At 68.8% G+C, this 25,466-nt stretch carries 25 protein-coding genes; 11 read left to right on the forward strand and 14 right to left on the reverse strand.

All coding sequences use genetic code 11. From position 1 onward, the window contains the following. The first annotated feature begins 39 nt into the window (after positions 1-39). Together apaG and mltA are read left to right on the forward strand one after the other, a co-directional pair. Positions 40-414: a Co2+/Mg2+ efflux protein ApaG gene (gene apaG, locus EV675_RS00120; RefSeq protein ID WP_124691271.1), complete on the forward strand. Its 375-nt coding sequence runs from the start codon at positions 40-42 to the stop codon at positions 412-414. A gap of 231 nt (positions 415-645) precedes the next feature. Beyond that, the gene (gene mltA, locus EV675_RS00130) at positions 646-2,034 is read left to right on the forward strand and encodes a murein transglycosylase A (RefSeq protein WP_130355423.1); all 1,389 of its coding nucleotides are present in this window, start codon (positions 646-648) and stop codon (positions 2,032-2,034) included. Here the strand turns inward: mltA and EV675_RS00135 are convergent. Then, positions 2,031-2,966: a LysR family transcriptional regulator gene (locus EV675_RS00135; RefSeq protein ID WP_130355424.1), complete on the reverse strand. Its 936-nt coding sequence runs from the start codon at positions 2,964-2,966 to the stop codon at positions 2,031-2,033. The genes mltA and EV675_RS00135 overlap by 4 nt on opposite strands. 119 nt (positions 2,967-3,085) lie before the next feature. On the opposite strand from EV675_RS00135, the gene EV675_RS00140 reads away from it, so the two are divergent. From EV675_RS00140 to EV675_RS00150, 3 genes are read left to right on the forward strand one after another with little or no spacing between them, the layout of a single operon-like run. Then, entirely contained in the window at positions 3,086-4,789 is a 1,704-nt protein-coding gene (locus EV675_RS00140) for an alkaline phosphatase family protein (RefSeq protein WP_278044750.1), read from the forward strand. Continuing rightward, on the forward strand, positions 4,786-5,238 hold the full coding sequence (locus EV675_RS00145) for a cupin domain-containing protein (RefSeq protein WP_130355426.1): 453 nt from the start codon (positions 4,786-4,788) through the stop codon (positions 5,236-5,238). Before EV675_RS00140 ends, EV675_RS00145 begins: the two co-directional genes overlap by 4 nt. Before the next feature lie 37 nt (positions 5,239-5,275). Further along, entirely contained in the window at positions 5,276-6,247 is a 972-nt protein-coding gene (locus EV675_RS00150; protein ID WP_130355427.1) for a Bug family tripartite tricarboxylate transporter substrate binding protein, read from the forward strand. A gap of 34 nt (positions 6,248-6,281) precedes the next feature. On the opposite strand, the gene EV675_RS00155 is transcribed toward EV675_RS00150, so the two are convergent. Genes EV675_RS00155 through EV675_RS00165 form a run of 3 tightly spaced genes read right to left on the reverse strand, consistent with a single transcriptional unit; the run spans position 6,282 to position 9,187 of the window. Then, positions 6,282-7,022: a DsbC family protein gene (locus EV675_RS00155; protein ID WP_130355428.1), complete on the reverse strand. Its 741-nt coding sequence runs from the start codon at positions 7,020-7,022 to the stop codon at positions 6,282-6,284. 30 nt (positions 7,023-7,052) lie between these two features. Next, on the reverse strand, positions 7,053-8,291 hold the full coding sequence (locus tag EV675_RS00160) for an FAD-dependent monooxygenase (protein ID WP_130355429.1): 1,239 nt from the start codon (positions 8,289-8,291) through the stop codon (positions 7,053-7,055). Between the two features lie 41 nt (positions 8,292-8,332). Beyond that, positions 8,333-9,187, reverse strand: a complete 855-nt coding sequence (locus EV675_RS00165) for a mechanosensitive ion channel family protein (protein ID WP_165404339.1) — start codon at positions 9,185-9,187, stop codon at positions 8,333-8,335. 308 nt (positions 9,188-9,495) lie between these two features. Here EV675_RS00165 and EV675_RS00170 point away from each other — a divergent pair, with 308 nt between their 5' ends. Beyond that, positions 9,496-10,239 carry a DUF481 domain-containing protein gene (locus EV675_RS00170; protein WP_165404340.1) on the forward strand — a complete coding sequence of 248 codons (744 nt, stop codon included), beginning with the start codon at positions 9,496-9,498 and terminating at the stop codon, positions 10,237-10,239. An 83-nt stretch (positions 10,240-10,322) separates the two neighbouring features. Here the strand turns inward: EV675_RS00170 and EV675_RS00175 are convergent, their stop codons facing one another. Together EV675_RS00175 and EV675_RS00180 are read right to left on the reverse strand one after the other, a co-directional pair. Further along, a complete protein-coding gene (locus EV675_RS00175; protein WP_130355432.1) occupies positions 10,323-10,655 on the reverse strand; it encodes a CzcE family metal-binding protein in 333 nt (110 codons plus the stop codon). Positions 10,656-10,726: 71 nt separating this feature from the next. Next, complete coding sequence (locus EV675_RS00180; RefSeq protein ID WP_130355433.1) at positions 10,727-11,047, reverse strand: DUF4148 domain-containing protein; 321 nt, start codon at positions 11,045-11,047, stop codon at positions 10,727-10,729. 142 nt (positions 11,048-11,189) lie between these two features. Between EV675_RS00180 and EV675_RS00185 the strand changes: the two genes are divergently transcribed. After that, a complete protein-coding gene (locus tag EV675_RS00185; protein ID WP_130355434.1) occupies positions 11,190-12,131 on the forward strand; it encodes a LysR family transcriptional regulator in 942 nt (313 codons plus the stop codon). A gap of 27 nt (positions 12,132-12,158) precedes the next feature. Here EV675_RS00185 and EV675_RS00190 read toward each other — a convergent pair whose 3' ends face one another. The 6 genes from EV675_RS00190 to EV675_RS00215 form a co-directional block, all read right to left on the reverse strand. Then, complete coding sequence (locus tag EV675_RS00190; protein ID WP_130355435.1) at positions 12,159-13,748, reverse strand: bifunctional 3-(3-hydroxy-phenyl)propionate/3-hydroxycinnamic acid hydroxylase; 1,590 nt, start codon at positions 13,746-13,748, stop codon at positions 12,159-12,161. A 5-nt stretch (positions 13,749-13,753) separates the two neighbouring features. Beyond that, positions 13,754-14,515, reverse strand: coding sequence for an IclR family transcriptional regulator (locus EV675_RS00195; protein ID WP_242621289.1), 762 nt, complete (start codon positions 14,513-14,515; stop codon positions 13,754-13,756). A 7-nt stretch (positions 14,516-14,522) separates the two neighbouring features. After that, complete coding sequence (locus tag EV675_RS00200) at positions 14,523-15,356, reverse strand: VOC family protein (protein ID WP_130355436.1); 834 nt, start codon at positions 15,354-15,356, stop codon at positions 14,523-14,525. Positions 15,357-15,469: 113 nt separating this feature from the next. Continuing rightward, positions 15,470-16,444 (reverse strand): tripartite tricarboxylate transporter substrate binding protein, encoded by a 975-nt coding sequence (locus EV675_RS00205; protein WP_130355437.1) that lies wholly within the window; start codon positions 16,442-16,444, stop codon positions 15,470-15,472. Between the two features lie 117 nt (positions 16,445-16,561). Continuing rightward, complete coding sequence (locus EV675_RS00210; RefSeq protein ID WP_165404341.1) at positions 16,562-17,737, reverse strand: aromatic ring-hydroxylating oxygenase subunit alpha; 1,176 nt, start codon at positions 17,735-17,737, stop codon at positions 16,562-16,564. Between the two features lie 84 nt (positions 17,738-17,821). Then, positions 17,822-19,219, reverse strand: a complete 1,398-nt coding sequence (locus EV675_RS00215) for an amidase (RefSeq protein WP_165404342.1) — start codon at positions 19,217-19,219, stop codon at positions 17,822-17,824. Between the two features lie 82 nt (positions 19,220-19,301). On the opposite strand from EV675_RS00215, the gene EV675_RS00220 reads away from it, so the two are divergent. From EV675_RS00220 to EV675_RS00235, 4 genes are read left to right on the forward strand one after another with little or no spacing between them, the layout of a single operon-like run. Continuing rightward, positions 19,302-19,607, forward strand: coding sequence for a hypothetical protein (locus EV675_RS00220; protein WP_130355440.1), 306 nt, complete (start codon positions 19,302-19,304; stop codon positions 19,605-19,607). Further along, complete coding sequence (locus EV675_RS00225) at positions 19,608-20,432, forward strand: DODA-type extradiol aromatic ring-opening family dioxygenase (RefSeq protein WP_130355441.1); 825 nt, start codon at positions 19,608-19,610, stop codon at positions 20,430-20,432. It begins immediately after the preceding gene. Next, complete coding sequence (locus tag EV675_RS00230) at positions 20,429-21,322, forward strand: ABC transporter substrate-binding protein (protein WP_130355442.1); 894 nt, start codon at positions 20,429-20,431, stop codon at positions 21,320-21,322. Before EV675_RS00225 ends, EV675_RS00230 begins: the two co-directional genes overlap by 4 nt. Before the next feature lie 39 nt (positions 21,323-21,361). Further along, the gene (locus EV675_RS00235) at positions 21,362-22,135 is read left to right on the forward strand and encodes an SDR family oxidoreductase (RefSeq protein ID WP_130355443.1); all 774 of its coding nucleotides are present in this window, start codon (positions 21,362-21,364) and stop codon (positions 22,133-22,135) included. 24 nt (positions 22,136-22,159) lie between these two features. On the opposite strand, the gene EV675_RS00240 is transcribed toward EV675_RS00235, so the two are convergent. Next, complete coding sequence (locus EV675_RS00240) at positions 22,160-22,603, reverse strand: MarR family winged helix-turn-helix transcriptional regulator (protein ID WP_165404343.1); 444 nt, start codon at positions 22,601-22,603, stop codon at positions 22,160-22,162. A 148-nt stretch (positions 22,604-22,751) separates the two neighbouring features. Beyond that, positions 22,752-25,337 carry a bifunctional aconitate hydratase 2/2-methylisocitrate dehydratase gene (acnB, locus tag EV675_RS00245; protein ID WP_130355445.1) on the reverse strand — a complete coding sequence of 862 codons (2,586 nt, stop codon included), beginning with the start codon at positions 25,335-25,337 and terminating at the stop codon, positions 22,752-22,754. Between the last annotated feature and the right edge of the window lie 129 nt (positions 25,338-25,466).

Raw genomic sequence — 25,466 nt, forward strand, 5'->3', positions numbered from 1 at the left:
CCCCATTGTAGAAGCTTGTCAGACCCCTATGGCGCACGCATGAAATCTCATGAACTGACGGTTACCGTACAGCCCCGCTACCTGGCCGACCAATCCGACCCGGGCAAGCGGCAGTACGTCTTTGCGTACACCATCCGCATCACCAACAGCGGATCCGAACCCGCCCAGCTGATCAGCCGCCACTGGATCATCACCGACGGCAACCAGCAGGAACAGGAAGTCCGGGGCCTGGGAGTCGTGGGCCAGCAGCCCCTGCTGCAGCCCGGCGAAAGCTTCGAATACACCAGCGGCTGCCCGCTCTCGACCCCGGTGGGCACCATGCGCGGCACCTATCACTGCGTAGGCGAGAACGGCATGCCCTTCGAGGTCGACATCCCCGAATTCGTCCTGGCCATGCCCCGGACGTTGCACTGATGAGTGAGGCTCCCCCCTACGCGCGGCGCTCTGGAATATGAGACTCCCTACTGCTCCCGGGCATCCCTTCCGGGCTGCGACGATGGGGATCCGGGCTGCGATGGATCCGGCTCGGCCGGAGGATGCGCGGAGCGCGCAGCCGGCGGATTCCGCCTGCCTCGCATGGTCCACACCACGATAAATATGAGTATGGAAAGCGCCAGGAACGCTTCCAGCAGGAGCAACCACATAATGTCCCTTCGCGAGTTCATTGCCAGAAACTGGCATTACCGCCAATTTAACCGCTTCCCCCTGCCCGCGCTCGCGCTGGCCGCGGCGGTGGCCGGATGCGCGCAGCCGTCCGGCACGGTGCAGCCCCTGCCGGACGCGGGCACGGCGCCGTCCCAGCCCGTCGTGACCGCCCCGCCGGCCACGGCTGCGCCGGCCCCCGTACCCGACAGCGCCCGGCCGCTGCCCGCGCCCGTCCCCCGGCCCGCCAGCAAACCGGCCTTGCAGAGCAGCAAGCATTTCGTGCGCGGATCCTGGCAGCAGTTGCCCGGCTGGCGGACCGATACGGTCGAGGCCGTCTGGCGCCCGTTCCTGGCCAACTGCCGGTCCATCATCCTGCGCACCGGCCGGCCGGTCTCCAATACCGCCCCGCCCATGGCCGACCCCTATGCCTGGCAGCAGGCCTGCGCCGCCGCGCGCGAACTGCCGCCCACGCCCGCGGCCGACCAGGTGCGCGCCTTCATGGAGCACTGGCTGCAGCCCTGGTCGGTGCGAGGTCCGGGCAGCGAAATCGCCTCCGGCCTGGCCACGAGCTACTACGAGCCGCTGGTCCACGCCTCGCGCGAGCGCGGCGGCGCCTACCAGTGGCCGCTCTACGCGGTCCCGGCCGATCTGCTGACCATAGACCTGGGCGGCCTGTATCCGGAGCTGGTGGGCAAGCGCGTGCGGGGCAAGCTGGACGGCAGGCGCGTCGTGCCCTACGACACCCGAGGCGAGATCGAACGCCCCGAGCGCCAGCCGCCCGCCATCGTCTGGGTCAATGACCCGGTCGACGCCTTCTTCCTGCAGGTCCAGGGCACGGGCCGCGCGGTGCTGGACACCGGCCCCGGCCAGGGCAGCACCATACGCGTGGCCTATGCCGACCACAATGGCCATCCCTACGTGTCGATCGGCAAATGGCTGATCGACAAGGGGGAACTGACGCCGGCGCAGGCCTCGATGCAGGGCATCCGGGCCTGGGCCCAGCGCAACCCGGCGCGCGTCAAGGAAATGCTCAACGCCAACCCGGCGGTGGTGTTCTTCCGCGAGGAAGCCGTGGCCGATCCGTCCGAAGGCCCGCGCGGCGCCATGGGGCTGCCCCTGACGCCGCATCGTTCGCTGGCCGTGGATCCGTCCATCGTGCCGCTGGGCAGCCCGGTGTTCCTGTCGACCACCCAGCCGGCCTCGCGCCAGCCCATGAACGTCGTGGCCCTGGCCCAGGACACCGGCACGGCCATCAAGGGCCCGGCCCGGGTGGATCTGTTCTGGGGATTCGGCGACGAGGCCGGGGAAATGGCCGGCCGCATGAAGCAGCCGACCCGGCTGTGGGTGCTGTGGCCGAAGAACGAAGGGGTGCCCGCGCCGGCGCGCTAAGCCCTGCGCCGCCGGACGCGCGCCGGCTGCACGTCGGCGCGCAGGCCGCGCGCCTCCTGCTCGAACGCTTCGTACAGTCGCTGGGCCGGGACGGTCAGCGGCGCGTCCGCCCGCGCCACCAGGTGGATGGTGGTCGCGGGCAGGTCGTCCGCGATGGGCAGGGCCACGAGATTCATCGCCGGGCCATGCCGCTGGAAGAATCCCTCGGGCACGACGCCCAGGATGTCCAGGTCCGGCAGGATGGCCAGCAGCGTCGAGAACGACTCGCACTCCAGGCGCACGTCGGGCGCGGGCAGCCCGCGCGACTCGAAGTCCATCCGCCGCGGGTCGCCCGGCCCGCCCGCCGGCCCCGTCAGCACCCAAGCGGCCTGGACAAGATCGGCCAGCCGGGTGCGGTCCGCCAGCGGATGGCCGCGGCGGGCGGCGATCAGGTTCCGGCTCGTGAAGATGGGATGGATCGCCAGGTCGCGCCGCGCGCCTTCCACCGGCAGCGGCCCGATCGCCAGATCCAGTTCCCCGGCGCGCAATTGCGCGAACATGCGCGGATACAGCGTATCGACCAGCCGTATGCGCACCTGCGGCCAGCGCGCCCGGAAGCGCGCCAGGGCGCCGGGCCCCAGCAGGATGGCCCCGCCGGGCGACAGCCCCACGGTGACGCTGGCCTGGGCATGCTCGGTGTGCCAGGCGATCTCCTCGCGCGCGCGCCCCAGTTCGCGCATCACGGTAGCGGCGCGGGCGGCCAGCATCTCGCCCGCCGGCGCCAGCCGCACCCCCTTGGCGGTGCGCAGCACCAGCGTGGTCCCGAACTCGTCTTCCAGCTGGCGCAGCGATTTGGTCAGGGCCGGCTGCGAGACGTGAAGCATCTCGGCCGAGGCGCGCAGGCTGCCGGTCTGGGCCAGCACGAGCAGGAGCTGCAATTGTTGGAGGCGCATCGTCCGGAGGGTGATAACCCCAAGTAATCGATATCAAAAAAAGCGAAGAGCATGTCCGCGCCGCGAAGCCTAGGATGGCCCGTAACGAGAACGGCCAAACCTTACTCCGGGAGTCGCAATTGTCCAAGCGCGTGAAGAACATTCTCTTCATCATGTGCGACCAGCTCAGGGCCGACTACCTGTCGTGCTATGGGCACAAACGCCTGATGACCCCCAACCTGGACCGTCTTGCCGCGCGCGGCATGCTGTTCGAACGGGCCTACGTGCAGTCGCCGGTCTGCGGCCCCTCGCGCATGAGCTACTACACCGGGCGCTACGTCCAGGCCCATGGCGCGAGCTGGAACTTCGTGCCGCTCAAGGCCGGCGAAATGACCATGGGCGACCACCTGCGGCCGCTGGGCGTACGCTCGGTGCTGGTGGGCAAGACCCACATGCGCGCCGATCTTGCCGGCATGTCCCGCCTGGGCATAGACCCGGATTCGACGGTGGGCGTGCGGATAGGCGAATGCGGCTTCGACCCCTACGAGCGCGACGACGGCATCCACCCCTACTCGGGCCACGACCCCGACCCCGCCTACAGCGACTACCTGCGGCGCAACGGCTGCGACGGCGACAACCCCTGGGAAGCCTGGGCCAACACCGGCACCGACAGCGACGGACAGGCGCGCTCGGGCTGGTTCCTGAAGTATTCGCGGCTGCCCGCGCGCGTACCCGAGCAGCACTCCGAAACTCCCTACATGACCCGGCGGGCCATGGACTTCATGCGGGAAGCGGGCGACCAGCCCTGGTGCCTGCACCTGTCGTACATCAAGCCGCACTGGCCCTACATCGTGCCCGAGCCCTACGCCTCGATGTACGGCCCGCAGGACGTGCCGCCGGTGGTGCGCAGCGAGGCCGAACGCCGCGATCCGCATCCCGTGTACGCCGCCATGATGAAGCACCGCGTGTCGCGCACCTTCTCGCAGGACGGCGTGCGCGAGGCGGTGATCCCCGCCTACATGGGATTGATCAAGCAGATCGACGACCAGATGGGCGTGCTGTTCTCGTTCATGGAGGAAGCGGGCCTGATGGATTCCACCATGATCGTGTTCACCTCCGACCACGGCGACTACCTGGGCGACCACTGGATGGGGGAAAAGGACCTGTTCCACGAACCGGTCATCCGCGTGCCGCTGATCGTGTACGACCCCGACCCCCGCGCCGACGCCACGCGCGGCACCCGCTGCGCCGACCTGGTCGAGGCGGTGGACCTGGCTCCCACCTTCCTCGACGTCTGTGGCGGCGCGCCGGTGCCCCACGTCATGGACGGCCGTTCGCTGCGCCCGCTGCTGTTCGGCCAGCGCCCGGCCGACTGGCGGCGCGAAGTGGTGTGCGAATACGACTACGCCTTCCAGGACGCCCGCATCGAACTGGGCACCGCCCCGCGCGACGCCTGGATGCGCATGATCTTCGACGGACGCTGGAAATACGTGGTGTTCGAGGGCTACCGGCCCATGCTGTTCGACCTCGCTTCCGACCCCGACGAGTTCGTGGACCTGGGCGCCTCGCAGGCCCCCGAACACGAACAGGCACGGCAACGCCTGCACGAGGCCCTGTTCCGCTGGGCGCTGCGGCCCCGCCAGCGCGTGACCGTGCCGGACGCCGCGATCGAATCGGTGGAAGTCCAGCCGCGCATCTCCGAGGGCGGCATCCTGATCGGCTACTGGGACGAAGACGACCTGGCCCGCGCCCGGCAGTCGTTCAAGCCCCGGTTCTCGTCCACCAACCCGCTCGTCAGATCGACCCTCGATCGCCTGACGGGCAAGCAGGGAGTCCCGCAATGAGGAACGAAACCCCCGCCATCACCCGCGCCCACACCGGCATCGACGGCGTGTCGTGGAACATCCTCGGCCAGGTGTACGTGCCCAAGCAGATGTCCGAGGACAGCTTCTCGTGGCACGCCACCTTCCCGGTCGAGACCTTCGTGCCGCCGCACGTGCATCCCCACCAGGACGAATACATCTTCGTGCTGGCCGGCCGCATCGACCTCATCCTGGACGGCAGCAGGCAGACCGCCGGCGCGGGCGACCTGGTGCGCATGCCGCGCGGCATCCCGCACGCCTTCTACAACAACTCCGGCGCGCCCGCGACGGCGCTGTTCTGGGCCGCCCCCTCCGGCAAGCTGGTCGAGCTCTACCAGCGCATCCACAATATGTCGAACCCCGCCGAGGTCGTGCGGACGGCCCGCGAGTACGACGTCGTCTTCCTGCCCCCGGTCTCGGCCGCCGCCTGAGACCGCCCCGGTTGCCTCTTCCACGGAGTGTCCAGCCATGCCCCTGTTACGTAGCGTATTCGCGGCCCTGCTGACGGCCGCCCTGGCCTCGGGCCCGGCCTGTGCCCAGGACTACCCGTCCCGGCCGATGCGCATCATCGTGCCCCTGCCACCCGGCAGCCCGCCCGACGTGCTGGCGCGCCTGGTGGGCGAACGCCTGCAGGCGGCCTGGCACCAGCCCGTGGTGGTCGAGAACCGGCCCGGAGCCACCGGCATGATAGGGCTGGCCGCCGTGGCGCAGGCCCAGCCCGACGGCTACACCATGGGCATGATGTTCCTGACCCATACGGTGCTGCCCGCGCTGTTCGGCAAGGTGCCCTACGACACCGCCAACGCCTTCGCGCCCATCTCCAACCTGGTCTGGATCTACAACGTGCTGGCCGTGCCGCAAGGATCGGACATCGCCACGCTGGACCAGTTGATCGCGCGGGCCAGGGGCGCGCGGGGCACGGTGACCTACGCATCGGGCGGCAACGGCTCCCCCGCGCACCTGATCGGCGAAGGCTTCGCGCAATTCGTCGGCGCGGACATGCTGCACGTGCCCTACAAAGGACCGGCCGAGGCGGTGCAGGGCCTGCTGTCGGGCGACGTCTCGGCCATGTTCGCCACTTCGTCGGTGGCCGTGCCGCTGGTCAAGGCGGGCAAGCTGCGCGCGCTGGCGGTGACCAGCCCCACGCGCCTGGCCACGCTGCCCGACGTCCCCACGCTGGAGGAAAGCGGCGTGCGCGGCTTCAGGATGAAGGAGTGGGAAGGACTGGTCGCGCCGGCCGGCACGCCGGCCGCGGTGATCGCCAAATGGCATGCCGAGCTGGCCCGCATCATGGCGCAGCCCGAGGTACTCAGGCAGGTCCGCGAACTGGGCATGACGCCCGCCGAACCTCACACGTCGGCCGAATTCGGGACGCTGATCCGGTCCGAGCTGGACACCTGGACCCGGTTCATCGCCAAGGCGGGCCTGCGCCCCAATTGAACGCCGGGGGCCGGGCCGGACCGGCCTGTCGACGCTAGCTGGCCTTGCCCAGGGAATCGAGCTTCTGGCGCAGCCGTTCGGCGGGAATCGCGCCGCCCACCCGGGTGTCGTCGCCGAAGATGATGGTGGGGGTGCCGGTGACTTGCAGCTTCTTGCCCAGGGCCAGCAATTCCTTGAGCGGCGCGTCGCAGCTGGCGGCCTTGGGCGCCTTGCCGTTCAGCATCCATTCGTCCCAGGCCTTGCCCTTGTCCGGCGCGCACCACACCGCCTGCGACTTGACGGTGGAATCGGGCGACAGGATGGGATAGAGGAAGGTATAGATGGTGACGTTGTCGATGCCTTCCATCGACCGGCGCAACTGCTTGCAGTAGCCGCAGTTGGGATCCTCGAACAAGGCGATGCGCCGCGAACCGTTGCCGCGCACCTGCTTGATGGCCAGGTTCAGCGGCAGTTCGTCGAACTTCACGGCCAGCAGTTGTTCCTTGCGCTCGCGCGTGATGTTCTTGCGGGTCGAGGCGTCGATCAGGTTGCCGTCCAGCACGAAGCTGACCTTCTCGTCGGTGTAGACCAGCTCGCCGCCGATGCGCACCTCGTACAGGCCGTAGGGGGTGCGGGACACGCCCTCGACGCCCACTTCGCCGAAACGCTGCACGAAGCGCTGCTTGACCGCTTCCTCGGTCGTGGGGGCGCCCTTGTTCGCCGCTTGCGCCCACGCCATGGACACGGGCGCGGCCATGGCCGCGGTCAGCAACAGGGAAGTCAGCATGCGTTTCATCGAATCTCCTAAACAATCGGACCGCGCCCGTCAGGCGCGAGTTCCTGTACCCGAGGCGCCATTGACCAGCATACGCTTGAGCAAGGGCATGCGGTCCACCAGGTCCAGCCCGGCGTTGCGCAGCCACGCGACCGGCGCCGCCTGGGCGCCGAACAGATGGAACAGCCCGTCGGTGACGGCGCGCATGGCCAGCAGCGGTTCTGCGCGCGCCCGCTCGTAGCGGCGCAGCAGGCGCGGATCGTCGACGGTACGGAACGGCTCGCGGCCGCCCAGTACCTGCGCCAGCGCCTTCACGTCCCCCAGGCCAAGGTTCAGGCCCTGGCCGGCCAGCGGATGCACGACATGGGCGGCATCGCCCAGCAGGACCACGCCGCGGTGGGCAAGCTGGGGACAGTGTTGCAAGACCAGCGGAAAACCGAACAGCGGACTGCGCACGCGCAGCGCGCCCAGCCGGCCCCCGGTGGCCGCCGCCAGCCGGGTCTCCAGCGCCCGCGCGCGGTCCGGTTCGGGCAGCGCCAGCAGGGCGGCGGCCTGCGCGGCCGGCATCGACCATACCATCGAGACCTGCGGTCCGTCCCGGGTGTCGGGCATGGGCAGCAGGGCCAGGACGCCGTTGGGCGTGAACCATTGGCAGGCGCACTCCTGATGCGGCAGCTCCGCGCCCAGGTGCACGACGACGCCGGTCGCCCCATAGGCCGACCGCTGGGCGGACAGCCCCGCGGCCTCGCGCAATTTCGAGTCGGCCCCGTCGGCCGCCACCGCCAGCCGCGCCCGCAGGGCCTGGCCGCCGGACGTACGCAGGGTCACGCCATCGGCGGCGCGCCCGGCTTCGAGCCCGACGAAATCTTCCGTGGTCCAGCGTATGCCGGACCACTGCACGGCCTGCCGCAGGACCCGCTCCAGTTCACGCGATTCGGCGATCCAGGCCAGGTGGTCGCAACCGGCCTGCCACGCCGACAGCCCGAGCCGGCCGGGGCGATCGCCCCAGACGGGCCGGTCGCCCAGGATTTCCATGCGCCGCACGCCGGTGATGCGCTCGGCCGGCAGGGCATCCCAGATCCCCAGGTCCGCCAGCAGGTCGCGGCTGGCCGGCGACAGCGCGTAGACGCGCGGATCGAAGCTGTCCGCCTCGGGCGCCGGCAAGGGCGCGCGCGGCCCTAGCAGGCCCACGCGCAAACCCTGGCGAGCCAGCGCGAGCGCGGCGGCCAGCCCGGCGATGCCGGTGCCGACGACGAGGATGTCCGCTTGGGAAGAAGTGGCTTGGGTCATGACGGGAACGACGCTACAGGCGCCAGTGTACAGCGCCGGGCTCAGCCTTCCGCCGCCCGCTCCTGCAATTGCCGGTAGTAGTGGGCCAGCACCTCCTGGCCCGTGCGAACGCGCCGGTTGCTGGGGCAGGGAAAGCGCAGCACCACGTCGAGCCGCTTGGGATCCACCGGCTCGATCACGGCCAGCGGCTCGCTGGCGGGCAGCGCGATCAGGTAGGCGCCTTCGATGTGGCGGAAATGCACGTCGGCCTGTTCCAGCCAGGGCTCGCACACGTCCCTGCCCGCCCGCAGCAGCCGTTCCTGGGCCGCGGGAATGTCGTCCCCCGGCTCCAGCGGCACCCGCACCGACTCGAGCACGAAAGTGCCCATGGCCGAGATCGTGCGCACGGGGTTGAGCAGCAGCATCATGTTGGGGAAACGGCAGACCCGGCCCGTGACCAGGCCCGACGACGTCTGTTCCAGCAGCGCGGTGGTGAACAGATCGATGGTCAGCACCTCGCCCTTCATGCCGTTGATCTCGATCACGTCGCCCACCGCATAGGTCCGCTGGGTCGCGCGCATCAGCGAACCCAGGGCGCTCATCACGTATTCCTTGCTGGCGATGGCCACCGCCGCGGCCAGCGCCGCCACCGACAGCGCGAAATGGCGCAGTTGGCCGCCCCAGATGAACAGCATCAGCAGCATCGTCACGATGACGATGCTGTTGCGCACGGTCAGGTAGCTGGTGCGGCGTTCCTCGGTCGAGCCCGAGCCCTTGCCCCGGTAATAGCGCGTGGTGGCGCGCGTGGCGAACATGGCGGCAAGCAGCACCACCAGCGACACCACGAGCTGGGCGGGGGTGTCGGAGGCGGTGAACCACGCCACCAGCCGGTCCCAGAGCGAAACGATGACATCCATGAAGCGAAAAGGCATGCGCCGGAATGAGCGATCACGCCATTCTACGTTGGCACCGGCCACATGGGCGGTGTATGGTGACGCCTGGGCGCATCGTCGCCCAGGCGGCGCGCCCTGATTGCGGCACGCCCCACCCGGAACGCGGCCGCGCCGCGCTTCCGTGTCCGACCGCGTCTCGCGACGCACTCCCTTCGAGCCCCGCCCCAGCCGGCCGCGGACTCGTCCAACCCCACTCCGAATGGCAACCCGTCATTGAGGATGTCCCGCCGCATGCGCGCCATGCGGCCTGGTGCAATAAGGAGAACGCATCGATGTTCAAGACCCGACATATCGCCCCCCTGGCCTTCGCTCTGGCCGCCGCTCCAACCTGGGCGCAGGCGCCGCTGAAAACCGACGGCAAGTGGCGCGGTTCCATCAACGCCGGCGCCAGCCTGGCTTCCGGCAACACCGACTCCACCTCGTTCAACCTGGGCGCCAACGCGGGTCGCGCCACGGACCGGGACCGCCTGAATTTCACGCTGACCGCGCTCTACGGCACCAAGAAGGAAAACGGCAGCAGCAGCGAAACCGCCAACCTGCTGCGCATGGGCGGCAAGTACGACCGCGACATCACCGACCGCACCTTCGGCTTCGGCTCGCTGGACATCGAACACGACAAGCTGCAGGAACTGGACATGCGCGGCGTGGCCGCGGCCGGTGTCGGGCGGCACATCATCAAGACCGAGAAGACGATCTTCGACGTATTCACCGGCCTGGCGTACAACCACGAACGCTTCACCACCGAGACCCGCAACTCGACCGAACTGCTGTTGGGGGAGGAATCCACCCACATGATCTCGGACACGACCTCGCTCAACCAGCGCCTGGCGCTCTACCCCAACATCAGCGACGGCGGCGAGTACCGTATCCAGTTCGACGCCGGCATCACCACGTCCATCACGAAGAAGATCGAGCTCAAGGTCACGCTGTCGAACCGCTACATGAGCAATCCGCAGCCTGGGGTGAAGAAGTCCGACACGCTGTTGCTGACGAACATCGGCTATCGCTTCGAATAGCCGTCCGGCGTAAAAAAAGCCCGCAGGCGGATGGCCTGCGGGCTACGCGCCGTCCGGATGGGATGGCGCGGTGCGGGAGGGAATCAGAGACTGCGCTCGTCCAGGGGGGACGGACTGACGTAGGCCCTGATGGTGTGGTTCAGCACGCCGGCGGGTGCCAGGTCGTTCAGGTCGAACGCGCCGCGGATGCCGTCGAACTTCACGGCGAAACTCTTGCCGTCGACGTCGAAGCGCACGGTTTCGCCGTACTGCACGTTGACGTAGCGCGTGCCGTCGTTCAACGCGATGGCGCGCTCGGCGCTCTGGACGGTGACCGGCGAACCCAGCAGGTCCGGCCGGGCCGACGCGGCATGGGCCGAGACGCTTGCCAGGCCGATCAGCGCCGCGGCGGCAAAGGAAAAGACTTGGGCTTTCATGACGGGAACTCCAGGATCTGGTCAGACGCGGCCCGGCCGGGGATGCGGCCCCGGCCGGGCCGCGGCGTGGCTTACAGGTTGTTCGGGTATTCGCCCGGGCCGCCCGCGCGGCGGGCCAGTTCGGCGCGCTTGAGTTCCTCGACCACCTGGGCCCGGCTGACCGTCGAAGCCTGCTGGGCCGTCTGGTCGGGGAAGCCTTCCTGGCCGTAGACGATGCCGCCATTGGCCTTGGCCTCGGCCAGTTCGGCCAGCACTTGCGCGCGGGTCAGTTCATGTGTGGTCGAGATCCCGGGAGGGGGAAAATCGTTGCCGTAGTTGTTGCCCTGGTCGGCATGCGCGGCGGCGCCGATGAGGGAAGCGGCAATCAGGGCGGTATATGCAAAGGTCTTCATGATGAACTCCGTTTTTCTCGTTGATCTTTCAGCCTGAATCAAGGGTATGTGCTAATTGCTTGATTGACCGTGTAGGAATATTGCGCCTTTTGAAGGCATAATTGAAATCAATAAGCCGAATTGTTGGCATAAGGATTGGATTATGGTTGGCCGCGTAGACCTGAACCTGCTCCTGACCCTGGAGACCCTGCTCAACGAGTTGAACGTCACCAAGGCGGCGGTCAAGCTCAACAGCAGCCAGCCGGCCGTGTCCGCGCAACTGGTGCGGCTGCGGCGCATGTTCGACGATCCCCTGCTGATTCCCGGCGCCCGGGGGATGACGCCCACGCCGCGGGCGCTGGAGCTTGCCCCGCGGCTATCCGAACTGCTGGACGGTTTCCGGACGCTGGTCCAACCGGACCACTTCGATCCCAGGACCGCGCAGGGCAGCATCCTGATCGGCACCAACGACGCGACCCAGTGCCGGCTGGCCAAGTGGTTCGGCAATCTCGCCAATATGGCGCCGGGCGTGCAGATAGGCTTCGTCACCGCGAACCGCTCGACGGTGCCGGACGTCGAGCAGCACATGGCCTCGGGCCAGGTGGATCTCATCATCTCGCGCCGCTCGGCCTTTCCCGACCGGCTGCACGTGCGCCCGCTGCACGACGAAACCTTCGTCTGCGCCATGCGCTGGGACCACCCCTACCGGAAGAAGCAGTTGACGCTCAAGGATTTCGTCGCCATGCGGCACGTGATCGTGCTGCCCCTGGGCGGGGAGTTCGACGACGTCACCGACGAGATCCTGAAGGATATGGGCCTGTCGCGGCAGACCGTCGTGTCGGTGCCGAGCTTTCTCGTGGCCGAGCGCGTACTGCGCAACACCGACTTCGTCTCGGTGTTTCCGACCTCGCTGGCGCGCGGCATGATGTCCACGCTCAAGAGCTATCCGCTGCCCTATACGCTGCCGAAATTCGAGTTCGCGATGGCCTGGCACGTCCGCACGCACCTGAGCCCGCTGCACCGCTGGGTGCGGGACCAGATCGCCGAAGAACTGGTGGGGGGACGCGAGGAAGACGGCGACCCGATGAGCCAGATCGCCTGGTAGACAGCCCCGCGGCGGCGGGGCCTGCCGCTATGCCCGATAGCGGTCCAGCAGCGCCCGCAGCGGCGCCGCATCGTTCCTGCCGCCCTGCAGGAAGGCCAGCACGTAGCGATCGGGCCGGACCAGCATGGCCTGCGCGCCGGCCTCGGCCATCACCCGCGTCAGGACGCCTTCGCAGTCGCGCACGACCAGGCGCTCCGGCGCCTCGGGCCAGGGGAAGTCGTCCTCGGCGGCCACCAGTTCGATCCGGCGGACGTCCATGCCGGCCATCCAGCTTTCGAGCTCCGGGTCCGGCGGCTGGCCCGCCCGGCTCAGGCAGGCGAAGCCGGGGCCCAGCACCTCGTCCAGCAGCCGGCGCTGGCCGCCGGGCCATTCCACGCGGGGCTGCGGCAAGAGTTGTCCCGCCTTGATCGCCGTATCGGGCGCCTGGCAAGGCACGAAGAAGCCTTCCCCGAAACGCGGCTTGGGCTTGAACTTGAGTTGCAGCACATAGTCGCGCGCCGGCGGATACAGGCTGCACAGCTTGAGCGCCCATTGCGCGGCCATGGCTTCCAGGCGCGACTTCGGCTGCATGTACCGGCCGATGCGTATCGCCATCTCGATCAGCGCCCAGGCGTGCGGCTTGCGTTCCATCTCGTAGGTGTCGAGCAGCGCCGGGCCGCACCGCCCCTGCACCACGGCGTGCAGCTTCCAGGCCAGGTTGGTGGCGTCGCGCAGGCCGCTGTTCATGCCCTGGCCCGCGAACGGCGGCGTCAGGTGCGCCGCATCGCCCGCCAGCAGCACCCGCCCGTCGCGCCAGCGTTCGGCCAGGCGGGCATGGAAGGTGTAGACCACCTTGCGGGCGATGGGCAGGCCCTCGTCCAGCGGCTCGCGCTCGCGGATCCAGCCGCGCAGGCGGGCCTCGTCCAGCACGTACTCGGCGGTCTCGCCTTCCTTGAGCATGAATTCGTAGCGCACCGTGCCCTGCGGACCCGGCAGGCGGATGGCCGGCCGGACCGGATCGCAGTAGGTGCGGGTATGGCGAAAGGGCGTCTTGCGGTCGAGCAGGTCCACGATCAGCCATTTCTCGGCGAAGGTGTCGCCCGACAGCGGGATGCCCAGTTGCTCGCGCACGCCGCTGCGGCCGCCGTCGCACGCGACCAGCCAGTCGCAGCTCAGCGTGACCGGCGTGCCGGCGTGGTCGATTTCCAGCACCACCTTGTCGCCCACCTGCTCGAAGCGCCGCAACTCATGCCGGAACCGCTTCTCGACGTGCGCAAAGCGATCCAGGCCCTCGCACAGTTGCGCCGCCAGCACGGCCTGCCGGAAGGCGTTGCGCTTGGGGTAGCCGTATTCGGTCGACTGCGGCTCGATACGCGCGAACTCGCGCCCGGACCACGAAAAGTAATGGACCCCGTAGCCCTGGACGATGGACGGCAGGATCTCGTCGATCAATCCGGCCGACTGGGCGGTCCGCAGGCTCTCGTCGTCGATCGACACCGCGCGGGGCTCGTCCACCGTCGAGGCATTGCGTTCCAGCAGCAGCGTGCGGACGCCGTAGCCACCGAGCAGGTTCGCAAGGGTCAAGCCGGTCGGGCCGGCACCGAGGACGATGACCGGATAGTGGGAGGTTGCGTGCATGATTGCTATCTTTTGCTGCGAGCCCGCAGACGTTCGTTTTCGAGGGTCGATTCGATGGAGGACGCGACCGAGAAGACCTTGGACAACACGGTCTTGCTGCGCGCCGCGGGCAGCCGGGCCAGCGGGATCACGACGCTCAGGCTGCCCAGCACGCGCGGCCCGTCCAGCAGGGCGACCGCCAGGCCGGCCATGCCCGCGTCGACCTCGCTGTGCGTCACGCAGGCCTTGGCCTCGCGCAGCGGCTCCAGCTCGGCCAGGAAGCCTTGCAGGCCGGACGGGAACCCGGCCGCGACGATGGTGGCGCGGTCGCGGTGCCACAGCCGCTCCAGTTCGGCGCGCGGCAGGTGCGCCAGGATGACCTTGGAGGTCGCGCCCCGGTACAGGGGCATCGCGCGGCCGCGTTCATAGCTGACAGGCGTCACCGGGTCCAAGGGCATCTCCTGGTGGATGCACAGGACCTTGTCGCCATGCACGCGGCACAGCAGCACGGTGCCGCCGGTCTCGGCCGCCAGTTTGCGCAGCAGCGTGCCCGACGCCTGCAGCAGCGGATCGGCCAGCCGGATCTGGCGGTCCAGCTCGACGATCAGCGGGCCCAGCGCATAACCCCGGTCGGCCACCCGTTCTAGCAGGCCGGCCTCCTCCAGCGCCTTCAGGTCGCGGTAGATGCTGGCGCGCGACACGCCCAGCTCGTCCATGAGCTGGGCCGGCTTGCGCACCGGGCGGCTGAGGTCGAAGGATTCGAGTATGCGCAGCAGGCGTTCGGACACGATGGCCTCAATCGCGCATGATGGCCTTGCCCCAGAGGTTGAGGGTGCGCTCTTCGTGCACCCACACCCCCGCGGGGCGATCCGGCGGGCAGACCTCGATCTCGGCCGAGATCTCGGCCAGGTTGCCGTCCGGGTCGCGCACCATGAAGAACACGTCGTTGCCGGGACCGTGGCGGCCGATGCCCCAGACGATGGCCTCGCGGATGGAGGCCATATGGTCGCCCCATGCCTTCATGTCGTCCCACGACGTGGTCTCGAAGGACTGGTGGTCGAAGCAGCGCACGGGGGCGCGGAACAGCGCCAGCGCGTGGTGCAGGCTTTCGGTGCGCAGGAAGCAGGCGCGCAGCACGCCCTCGTCGTCCTGGACGCGGTCCGACAGCGTGAAGCCGAGCACGCCTTCGTAGAAGGCCAGCATGGGCGCGGGGTCCAGGGTGCGCAGCGCGAAGTGCTGCAAATGGGCACCGGGCAACGCGTCGCGGGCCGGCACGCCCGCGGGCGCGCCGGGGCGCAGCGCGAACACGATCAGGTTGCCGTCGGGGTCGCGCACGGCCAGCGCGTCATCGCAGGCCACGGGCAGCGTCGGCACCTCGGCCGTGGCCCGTGCGCCGACGCGGTCCTTGAAGGCCTGCCAGCGGCCGGCGTCCGCGAAGCCGAACAGCGCGTATTCCAGCCGGTTGGCCGGCCCGTCGGACAGCACCAGCGTGCGTCCCGGCGCCGCGCACACCCAGCGGCCGGCCTGCGCGCCGGCGGCCAGGCCGTGCGTGCGGGCATAGAAGTCCGCGAGCCGCCGCGGGTCCGGCGAGGTCAAATGCAGATGATGCAGCGATGCGCCCAATTCCATTGTTTCGTTCCACCCATGGCGTGTCATTCCTGTTGGGCGAACTATCCCGCGCCGGTTACCCGGCGTCAACGGAATTTCTCACATACTGAGACGATAGGCGTGGAAGGGGATCCTCAATTTGCAGCGATGCCGCGGGACTCGATCACGCGGGCCCAGCGCGCCAGGTCCGTGCGTACCAGCGCGTTCAACTCCGCCGGCGTGCTGACCGCGCTCGTCATGCCCTGGGCCTTCAGGCTCTGCTGCATGTCCGGCTCGGCCAGCGCCGCCTGCATCTGGCGATGCAGCCTGTCGACGACGGCCGGGGGCGTACCCGCCGGCGCGAACAGCCCATACCAGAGATCGACGTCGAAGGGCTTGCCCACCGACTCGGCCACCGTCGCCACGTTGGGCAGGGCCGCCTGCCGCACGGGGCTGGATACCGCCAGGGCGTGCATCTTGCCGGCCTCGATCTGCGTCAGCGCCGACTGGATGGGCACGAAGCCCACTTCCACCTGCCCGCCGGCGATGGCCGTCACGGCTTCGCCCGCCCCCTTGTGGGGAATGTGCACGATGTTCATGCCCGTCGCCTCCTTGAGCAGTTCCATGGCCAGGTGCTGCGGCGTGCCGACGCCGGACGACGCGTAGTTGTACTGGCCGGGCGCCTTCGCGGCGGCCGCAATGAACTCCGCGAGGTTGCGGGCGGGCACCTTGCTGGAGGCCACCAGCACCATCGCCCCCTTGAACAGCAGTCCCACGGAAGCGAAGTCCTTGACCGGGTCGTAGGGCAGGTTCTTGTACAGGCTGGGGTTCATGGCCAGCGTGTTGGCCACCACCAGCAGCGTGTACCCGTCCGGCGCCGAGCGCGCGACGAACTCGCTGCCGATGTTGCCGCCCGCGCCCACCTTGTTCTGCACGATGAACGGCGCCTTCATCCCCACGCGCAGCTTCTCGGCCAGCGCCCGCGTGGCGGTGTCGATGCCCGTCCCCGCGCTGTAGGGCATGACCAGCGTCACCGCTCTTGCCGGATAGTCGGCGGACCCCTGCGCCTGCGCCGGACAGGCCAGCACGGCCGCGATTCCCATTCCCAGGACTGCCACAAGCTTCTTCATGCTCCACCTCTGCTAGACGCCATGCGGCTCCCCTGCGGGCAGCCGGGTGCACTTCGGAAGACACGGCCGGCGGTCCGCCAGGACCGCCGCCGCCAGACGGTACCGCCACTACCCTGCTCAGACCGGAAACACCAAGGTGGCCGGCGCGGGCGTCGGCTCGTCGGCGGGCGCGCGAAGACCGTCAGTCTGCTGTGCCTCGAACGCCGCCGCAATACGCCGCCTGATCCGGATCATGTCGCGGTCCGGACCGAACAGGATCTCGTTCGCGCGGGACTCCACCAGATCGCCCGCCACGCGCGCCATCTCGCGGTCCTCGGCCGAGGTCTTGAGCTGTCTGGGCTTGACCACGCTTTCGAAATGCCGCGCCAGCCGCTCGCGCGCGTCCGGCGTGTCGGCACGCCACGCCGCGTAGCGGAAAAGCCGCGTGCGGTGATAGTCGATGGGCACCTGGAACAGCCGCGACACATAGGGCGCGGCGTCGGCCTTGGGCCGCAGCACGTTGGACACCAGGCCCGGCAGGTTGAAGCGCTCGCCCTGGATCCTGTCCAGGCCATGCCCGTGGTCCAGCATGTTCCCTTCCAGGTCCACGGAGATGCCGCGCAGGCCATGGCCGTCGGTCTCGACGATCTTCACCCGCCGGTCTTCCAGGGGCGTCAGCTTCTGCGCGGCGCCCGCTTCCCCGTCGCCCAGGTAGCGCGCCACGGCTTCGTGATATTGCGACTCCATGTGCAGCGTGACGGCGTGATAGGCATCGCTGCCGTCGATCACCAGCAGCCAGTTCGCGTCCCATTCTTCGGTGGGCAGCCGGAAATGCACGAAACGGTCGGGGTACAGGAGTTCCTCCGGCACGCACGTTTCGATGGGCGGCGCGGGGAAGCGGTCGGTGTCGCCGATGTAGGCCCAGACGTAGCCGCCCAGTTCGGCACAGGGATAGGACCGGGCGCGCGCCTTCTCCAATTGGCCGGCGCCGGCTTCCGTGTCCCACGGAATCAGCGTGCACGCCCCCGTGCCATCGAAGCGCAGGCCGTGGTAGGCGCACTGCAGCTGCCCATCCAGCACCCGGCCGCTGGAGAGCCGCACGTACCGGTGCGGGCACCGGTCGAACAACACGCCGGGCACGCCGGCCCCGTCGCGGAACACCACCAGGTCTTCGTCCAGGCACCGCACGCCGACCGGCTTGCCGGCGGGCAGCTCCTCGCTTTGCATCACGGGATACCAGTAGTTCCTGAGTCCCCGCTCCAACCCTCGCGGCACGCCGCGGACGAGTTCGGAACCATCCTGCTTGTCGCTCACCTTCTCCTCCTTGTCGGACAAGACGCCGGCCATCACAATCAATTAGATAGCTAACGTTTTATTAAGAGAAAAACCAAAACCGGTTCATGCCAACATCGCCTGCTCGCATTCCCACGCCCAGGCCAGCAACTGCGCGTCGTCGCCGGGCGCCCCGGTCAACTGCATGCCGATGCCGGCATGCCACGGCACGGGCACCGAGATCGACGGCGCCCCCGCCGCGTTGGCGAACGTCGCGTACAGGGCGCCGGCCCGCGGCGACGCCTCGAGGCCATCGATGGTGGCCGGATACGGCGCATCGAGCGGCCAGGCCAGACAGGGAGAAGCCGGGGACAACACCACGTCCGCCTCGGCCCATAGCGCGCGCGTGCGCTGCCGCCAATCGAGCAGGCGCGCGGTCGTGCGGTACACGTCCACGGCCGACGGGCCCGACGAACGCCGCGCGAGATCCCGCAGAGCGGCCGGCAGCGCGGACTCGTCCAGGCCGAGTTCGTCGATGGCGGCGCGCACGCCATGCGGAATGAGCTCCAGCCAGAAGGCGTCGACCTGCGCGACCGAGTACGGCATCGGCTGCCAGACGACCCGATGGCCCGCGCGCGCCATGCGCTCCACGCATTCGTTCAGCGCCGCGGTGACCACGGGCTCCTGCCCCTGCCCGGGCGGCACGATGGCCACGATGCGCGCCCGCCGCGCCTGTGCCCGCGCGCGCAGCCAGGACTCGGGCCGGGCCGCCTGCCCCGCTCCGGAAAGACGCGACCCGTCGACCGCGATCGCCGCGGCCAGCAGGGCACAGTCCTCCACCGACCGCGCCATGGGGCCGACCACCTGGAAATCCAGCGACGTGCGGGGAAAACCGGAGGACGACAGCACCGCGCCCGCCGAGGGCTTGAAGCCGACGGTGCCGGTATAGGCCGCCGGCCGCCGTATCGATCCGCCCGCGTCGGTCGCCAGCGCCAGCGCGCCCATGCCCGACGCCAGCGCGGCGCCGGCACCGCCGCTGGAGCCGCCCGGCGTCATGGCCGGGTCCAGCGGGTTGCGCGTCGGGCCGTACACGCCGTTGCCGGTCGTGGCCGCCAGCGCCATGGGCGGGACGTTGGTCTTGCCCAATATGATCGCGCCCGCCTCGCGCACGCGGGCCACCACCGGTTCGTCGTGATCGGGAACAAAGGCGGCCAGCGCCTCCACGCCCCATGTCGCCGGCAGCCCACGCACCCAGAGATTGTCCTTGACCGTCAGCGGGATGCCGTCCAGTGCGCCGCCGGGATTGCCCGCCGCATAGCGCCGGTCGGCGGCGCGGGCCTGGGCCAGCAGGGATTCCGCATCGACCTGCGCGACGATGGCATTGAGCGCCGCATTGTCCGCCCCTATCCGTTCCAGGGCGGATTCGACCAGCTCCACGCTGGCCAGCCGGCCGGCCCGCAACAAGGCGGCGCTTTCGCTGGCGCCTGGCCGCCATGGATGACCATCTGGGTGAATCGTGCTCACGGGTACCTCCCGGCTCCGATGTTGATTGACACTATACACCAAACAATTTAGATTGCTATCTAATTAATTTCAGGGTGGCGCCATGAGTCTTTACGCGGTCCAGAGAGTGATCTTCGAACTCAAGCACGACAAGCCCCGGGCCGCCCTGCTGCGCACGGATCCCCGCGCCGCGCTGCGGGATGCCGACCTGACCAACGCGGAGCGCGACGCCCTGGCCGGCGCGGACCTGGCCGGGCTCTACCTGATGGGCGTCCATCCCCTGCTGCTCGCGCCGTACTCCCGCATGGCCGGCCTGTCCCGCACCGACTATCAACGCGCGCTGGCCCCGCTCAAGGGCGCCCGCCATTTCTCCAGCGACTACCGGCTCGACGGCCACAGCGAGGCTTGAATGGGATCCCTAGAATTCGCCGCGGCGATGAGCCATGCGCCCGGCATCGCCGCCTTCACCCAGGCCGCCCCCGCAGCGCAGCGGCAGGCCTTCCTCGACGCCGCCGCCACCCTGAAGACGGCGGCCTCCGGGGCCAGGCTGGACGCGATGGTGGTGATCGCGCCCGATCATTTCTCCAACTTCTTCATGGGCAACATGCCCGCCTGCTGTGTCTCGCTGAATGAGCGCTACAGCGGCCCGGTGGAAGACTGGCTGGGCGTGCCCAGGATGGACGTTCCCGGCGCGCCGGGCCTGGCGGACCTGATCATGCGGCACGCCTATGGCCGGGGCATCGAACCGGCGGGCGCCGCGCAGACCGAACTGGAGCACAGTGTCATCGTCCCGCTCTCGCTGGTCACGCCGGCGTTCGACGTTCCGGTCGTCTGGGTCATGATGAACTGCCAGGTGCCGCCGCTGATGTCCCTGCCCCGCTGCCATGAGCTGGGCCGCGCCATCCGCGCCGCCATCGACGCCAGCGGCCTGCGCGTGGGCGTGCTGGGTTCGGGCGGACTGTCCCACGCTCCCGGCGCCGCCGAGGCCGACCGGCTGGACGAGGCGTTCGACCGCGAGTTCCTGTCCATGCTGGACCGGGGCGACCTGGACGCGATCCTGTCCATTCCCGCCGCGCGGCTGGACGAGGCGGGCTTCGGCGCCTGGGAAGTGCGGCTGTGGGTGGCCGCCATGGGCGCGGCCCATGACCGCCATCCCCGCACGCTGGCCTACGAGCCGATCGAGGCCTGGGACACCGGCTGCGCGGTCGCGATCTTCGACGGAGCCGGACGATGACGCCGCTGCCCACCGTGCGACTGGCGCTGGGCCTGCGCTCGACGGCGCAAAGCCTGGGCGTCATCGGCCGCGATGCCGGCGTCTTCCGCGAACAGGGGCTGGACCTGGTCATCGCGCGCGAGGAAACCGCCGGCCCCGAGGGCGTGCGCGGCCTCGTCGCCGGGGAATACGACCTGGCCGAATTCGGCGCCGTGCCGCTGGTGCAGGCGGTCTATGAAGGACACGACCCGGTCATCCTGCTGGCGGCCGAGCAGACCAACGCCATGTACCTGCTCGGCGCCGCCCGCATCGGCGGGCCGGGCGAACTGATCGGACAGAAGATCGGCGTGCTCAGCATCGCGGGCCAGACCGGCGTCAGCGCCGCCGCCATGCTGGACAAATGGGCACTGCCGCGCAAAGACGTGGAACTGGTGGAGCTGGGCACCTACCCCGCCATCTACCGGGCCTTGCAGGACGGCGGCGTCGCCGCCGGCGTGCTGACCGCCGACTACGGCGTTGCCGGTTCGGTCGCTTTCGGCCTGCACCGCCTGGCCGACCTGGGCCAGGAACTGCGGTTCCAGGGCCCCATCGTCGCCACCACCCGGCGCTACGCGCGGGCGCATCCCGACCGCGTGCAGCGCGCCGTGGCCGCCTATGTGCGCACCATCGAACTGTTCATCGACCAGCCGCAGCGCGTCCTGGCCAGCATGCGGCGCCACCTTGGCTTCCTGGACCAGGCGCAGGCGCTGGCCGTCCACGACTTCTACTCCCGGCGCTTCCAGCGCCAGCCCCATCCGTCCGCGGCCGGCGTGCAACGGGTCATCGACCTGTATGCCGACGGCTCGCGCCCGCCGCTGCGGCTGGAAGACGTCTGGGATCGCACATTTCTGGACCGCAGCCTGTCGGCATGACGGGCACGCGGTCAACCACCCCATCGCAAGGATGACACCATGGATCTGGGAATCGCGGGACGCACGGCATTGATCACGGCTTCGAGCAAGGGCATAGGCAAGGCCTGTGCGATGGAACTGGCCAGCCAGGGCGCGAATGTCGTCATGTGCGCGCGCGGACGCCAGCAACTGGAACTGGCGGCCGAAGAAGTCCGGACCGTGGCACGCGGCGACGTCACGGCCATCCCCGCGGACCTGACCTCGGCGCAGGACATCGACGCGCTGGTCGATGCCGCCGAACGCCGGCACGGCGGCATCGACATCCTCGTTTCCATCGGCGGCTCGCCCAAGCGCGGCGGCTTCGATGCCATCAACGAACAGGACCTGCGCGACGCCTTCGAGATGTCGGTCATCGCCGCCTTCAGATTGTTGAACCGCACGCTGCCCGGCATGCGCGCCCGCGGCTGGGGCCGCGTGGTCACCGTGCAATCGCGGGCGGTGCGCGAACCGATACCCGACCTGGTGACCTCGGTGGCCACCCGGCCGGGCGTCAACGGACTGTTCAAGTACCTGTCCAAGGAAGTGGCCGCCGACGGCGTACTGCTCAACACCATCGTGCCCGGACGCATCATGACCGACCGCTTCAAGGGCGGCCAGGACCTGGCGGCGGACAGCCAGGCCTACACGGCCGGTAAGCTGGCGGGCATTCCCGTGGGCCGCTTCGGGCAGCCGGAGGACATCGCGGGAGCCGTCGCCTTCCTGTGCTCCGAACGGGCCTCGTACATCAACGGCACGGCACTGCAAGTGGACGGCGGCGTCATCAACGCCATCTGACCCGCGAGGCCCGCGAACCGGGCCTTACTCCCCGGGCCCCATATTGGTCTCTATCCGGCCCAGCACCCGCATGAAGGTCGCGAGGTCGGTCTTGCTGATGCCCTGCAAGGCGACCTCGTTGATGTTCTCGACGCGCGGCAGCAGCACTTCCTCCAGGCTCCTGCCCTTCTCGGTCAGGTACACCAGCACCTTGCGCTTGTCCTCGGAGTCGGGCTGCAGCGTGACCATCTTCTGCGCCTCGAGCTTGCGCAGCGCCGCCCACGCGGTGGGCTGGGTCAGCCCCACCATCTCGGCGATCTCGCGCTGGCTCACGCCGTCCTTCTCCCACAGGGCGCGCAGGAAGAACCACATGCCATACGAGATCCCGGCGCTGTTGATCTGCTGTTCCATGATCGGGCGCAGGCGGCGGAAGGTCCTGCCGAGCAGGAAGCCTATGCTGCGATCGATGGGATAGTCTTGAGTGCGCATATTCGTGAACATCATTGGGCCCAGGCAATGATAGCTCACGCACCTGCGCGAGGCAGCGCGCTGCCCTCCAATGAAAAAGGCGCCCCATCCGGGGCGCCTCTCAATACTGCCGGACGGCCCGGTCGGGCCGTCCTTCCTCACCTGTCGATCACACACCGACCGAATCGGCCACATCCTTGAAGTCAGGGATCTGGTCGAAGTTCATGTAGCGGTAGATGGTCTTCTCGTGCTCGGCCAGGACGCCGGTCTCGGCCATGTACTCTTCCTTGGTCGGGATGCGGCCCAGGCGCGAGCAGATGGCGGCCAGTTCGGCGGAACCCAGGTATACGAAGGAGTTCTTGCCCAGGCGGTTCGGGAAGTTGCGGGTGCTGGTCGACATGACCGTCGCGCCTTCGCGGACCTGCGCCTGGTTGCCCATGCACAGCGAGCAGCCCGGCATTTCCATGCGGGCGCCGGCCGAACCCAGGACGCCGTAGTGGCCTTCCTCGGTCAGCTGCTGCTGGTCCATCTTGGTGGGCGGAGCGACCCACAGCTTGACCGGAATGTCGCGCTTGCCTTCGAGCAGCTTGGACGCCGCGCGGAAGTGGCCGATGTTGGTCATGCAGCTGCCGATGAACACTTCGTCGATCTTGGCGCCGGCGACGGCGGACAGGGTCTTGACGTCGTCCGGGTCGTTCGGGCACGCCACCAGGGGCTCGTGCACGTCGGCCAGGTCGATCTCGATGACCGCCGCGTATTCGGCGTCGGCATCGGGCTGCAGCAGTTCCGGGTTGGCCAGCCAGGCTTCCATGGCCTTGACGCGGCGGCCGATCGAACGTTCGTCTTCATAGCCGTTGGCGATCATCCACTTCAGCAGCGTGATGTTGCTGTTGATGTACTCGATGATCGGTTCCTTGTTCAGGCGCACCGTGCAGCCGGCGGCCGAACGCTCGGCCGAGGCGTCGGACAGTTCGAAGGCCTGTTCCACCTTCAGGTCCGGCAGGCCTTCGATTTCCAGGATGCGGCCCGAGAAGATGTTCTTCTTGCCCTGCTTCTCGACGGTCAGCAGGCCCTGCTGGATCGCGTAGTAGGGAATGGCGTTGACCAGGTCGCGCAGCGTGACGCCGGGCTGCAGCTTGCCCTTGAAGCGGACCAGCACCGATTCGGGCATGTCCAGCGGCATGACGCCGGTGGCGGCGGCGAAGGCGACCAGGCCCGAGCCGGCCGGGAAGCTGATGCCGATGGGGAAGCGGGTGTGCGAGTCGCCGCCGGTGCCGACGGTGTCGGGCAGCACCATGCGGTTCAGCCACGAGTGGATGACGCCGTCGCCCGGACGCAGCGAGATGCCGCCGCGGTTGCTCATGAACTCGGGCAGCGTGTGGTGCGTCTTGACGTCCACGGGCTTGGGATAGGCTGCGGTGTGGCAGAACGATTGCATCACCAAGTCGGCCGAGAAGCCCAGGCAGGCCAGGTCCTTCAGCTCGTCGCGGGTCATGGGGCCGGTGGTGTCCTGGCTGCCGACCGAGGTCATGCGCGGTTCGCAGTAGGTGCCCGGGCGGATGCCCTTGCCTTCCGGCAGGCCGCAGGCGCGGCCGACCATCTTCTGGGCCAGCGTGTAGCCCTTGCCGGTGTCGGCCGGGTTCTTGGGCAGGCGGAACAGGGTCGATGGCGGCAGGCCCAGGGCCTCGCGCGCCTTGGCGGTCAGGCCGCGGCCCACGATCAGCGGAATGCGGCCGCCGGCGCGCACTTCGTCGAACAGCACGTCGGACTTGATCTCGAACTCGGCGATGACTTCGCCGTTCTTGAAGGCCTTGCCTTCATAGGGACGCAGCTCGATGACGTCGCCCATTTCCATCTTGGAGACGTCCAGCTCGACCGGCAGCGCGCCCGCGTCTTCCATGGTGTTGTAGAAGATGGGAGCGATCTTGCTGCCCAGACAGACGCCGCCGAAGCGCTTGTTCGGCACGAAGGGGATGTCTTCGCCGGTCCACCACAGCACGGAGTTGGTGGCCGACTTGCGCGAGGAACCGGTGCCGACCACGTCGCCGACGTAGGCGACCGGATGGCCCTTTTCCTTCAGGTCATTGATGAGCTTGAGCGGACCGACCTTGCCGGGCTCTTGCGGCTCGATGCCCGGGCGCGGGTTCTTGAGCATGGCCAGCGCGTGCAGCGGGATGTCGGGGCGGCTCCAGGCGTCGGGCGCGGGCGACAGGTCGTCGGTGTTGGTTTCGCCGGTCACCTTGAACACGGTCAGCGTCAGGCTCTGCGGCAGCTCGGGACGGCTGGTGAACCACTCGCCGTCGGCCCAGCTTTGCAGCACGGCCTTGGCGTTGGCGTTGCCCTTGTCGGCTTTTTCCTTCACGTCGTGGAAGGCGTCGAACATCAGCAGGGTTTTCTTCAGGCCGTCGGCGGCGATGGTGCCGACCTGCGCGTCGTCCAGCAGTTCGATCAGCGCGCTGATGTTGTAGCCGCCCAGCATCGTGCCCAGCAGCTCGGTGGCCTTGGCGCGATCGATCAGCGGGCAGGCTTCCTTGCCCAGGGCGACGGCGGCCAGGTAGGACGCCTTGACCTTGGCGGCGTCGTCCACGCCGGCCGGCACGCGATGGGTCAGCAGATCGACCAGGGTCTGCTCTTCGCCCTTGGGCGGGTTCTTGATCAGCTCGATCAGGTCGGCGGTCTGCTGCGCCGACAGCGGCAGCGGGGGGATGCCAAGCGCGGCCCGCTCGGCAACGTGTTGACGGTAGGATTCAAGCATTGGAGGTGTCCCGGTATGAAGGGATTGAGGGCGATCGCCGGGATTGTAGGACTAGCGGCCGCGAGCTGCAACTGTCTTATATCTTATATAAGACATACGCACCCCCTCCGTACGGTCGAGCCGGGATAG

This window comes from Pigmentiphaga kullae (genome assembly GCF_004216695.1).
GTDB classification, from domain to species: domain Bacteria; phylum Pseudomonadota; class Gammaproteobacteria; order Burkholderiales; family Burkholderiaceae_B; genus Pigmentiphaga; species Pigmentiphaga kullae.

Coding starts and splice junctions, on each gene's coding strand:
- apaG (WP_124691271.1), top strand. CDS start 40: ATGAAATCTCATGAACTGACGGTTACCGTACAGCCCCGCTACCTGGCC.
- mltA (WP_130355423.1), top strand. CDS start 646: ATGTCCCTTCGCGAGTTCATTGCCAGAAACTGGCATTACCGCCAATTT.
- EV675_RS00135 (WP_130355424.1), bottom strand. CDS start 2,966: ATGCGCCTCCAACAATTGCAGCTCCTGCTCGTGCTGGCCCAGACCGGC.
- EV675_RS00145 (WP_130355426.1), top strand. CDS start 4,786: ATGAGGAACGAAACCCCCGCCATCACCCGCGCCCACACCGGCATCGAC.
- EV675_RS00150 (WP_130355427.1), top strand. CDS start 5,276: ATGCCCCTGTTACGTAGCGTATTCGCGGCCCTGCTGACGGCCGCCCTG.
- EV675_RS00155 (WP_130355428.1), bottom strand. CDS start 7,022: ATGAAACGCATGCTGACTTCCCTGTTGCTGACCGCGGCCATGGCCGCG.
- EV675_RS00160 (WP_130355429.1), bottom strand. CDS start 8,291: ATGACCCAAGCCACTTCTTCCCAAGCGGACATCCTCGTCGTCGGCACC.
- EV675_RS00165 (WP_165404339.1), bottom strand. CDS start 9,187: ATGGATGTCATCGTTTCGCTCTGGGACCGGCTGGTGGCGTGGTTCACC.
- EV675_RS00170 (WP_165404340.1), top strand. CDS start 9,496: ATGTTCAAGACCCGACATATCGCCCCCCTGGCCTTCGCTCTGGCCGCC.
- EV675_RS00175 (WP_130355432.1), bottom strand. CDS start 10,655: ATGAAAGCCCAAGTCTTTTCCTTTGCCGCCGCGGCGCTGATCGGCCTG.
- EV675_RS00180 (WP_130355433.1), bottom strand. CDS start 11,047: ATGAAGACCTTTGCATATACCGCCCTGATTGCCGCTTCCCTCATCGGC.
- EV675_RS00185 (WP_130355434.1), top strand. CDS start 11,190: ATGGTTGGCCGCGTAGACCTGAACCTGCTCCTGACCCTGGAGACCCTG.
- EV675_RS00190 (WP_130355435.1), bottom strand. CDS start 13,748: ATGCACGCAACCTCCCACTATCCGGTCATCGTCCTCGGTGCCGGCCCG.
- EV675_RS00200 (WP_130355436.1), bottom strand. CDS start 15,356: ATGGAATTGGGCGCATCGCTGCATCATCTGCATTTGACCTCGCCGGAC.
- EV675_RS00205 (WP_130355437.1), bottom strand. CDS start 16,444: ATGAAGAAGCTTGTGGCAGTCCTGGGAATGGGAATCGCGGCCGTGCTG.
- EV675_RS00220 (WP_130355440.1), top strand. CDS start 19,302: ATGAGTCTTTACGCGGTCCAGAGAGTGATCTTCGAACTCAAGCACGAC.
- EV675_RS00225 (WP_130355441.1), top strand. CDS start 19,608: ATGGGATCCCTAGAATTCGCCGCGGCGATGAGCCATGCGCCCGGCATC.
- EV675_RS00230 (WP_130355442.1), top strand. CDS start 20,429: ATGACGCCGCTGCCCACCGTGCGACTGGCGCTGGGCCTGCGCTCGACG.
- EV675_RS00235 (WP_130355443.1), top strand. CDS start 21,362: ATGGATCTGGGAATCGCGGGACGCACGGCATTGATCACGGCTTCGAGC.
- EV675_RS00240 (WP_165404343.1), bottom strand. CDS start 22,603: ATGCGCACTCAAGACTATCCCATCGATCGCAGCATAGGCTTCCTGCTC.
- acnB (WP_130355445.1), bottom strand. CDS start 25,337: ATGCTTGAATCCTACCGTCAACACGTTGCCGAGCGGGCCGCGCTTGGC.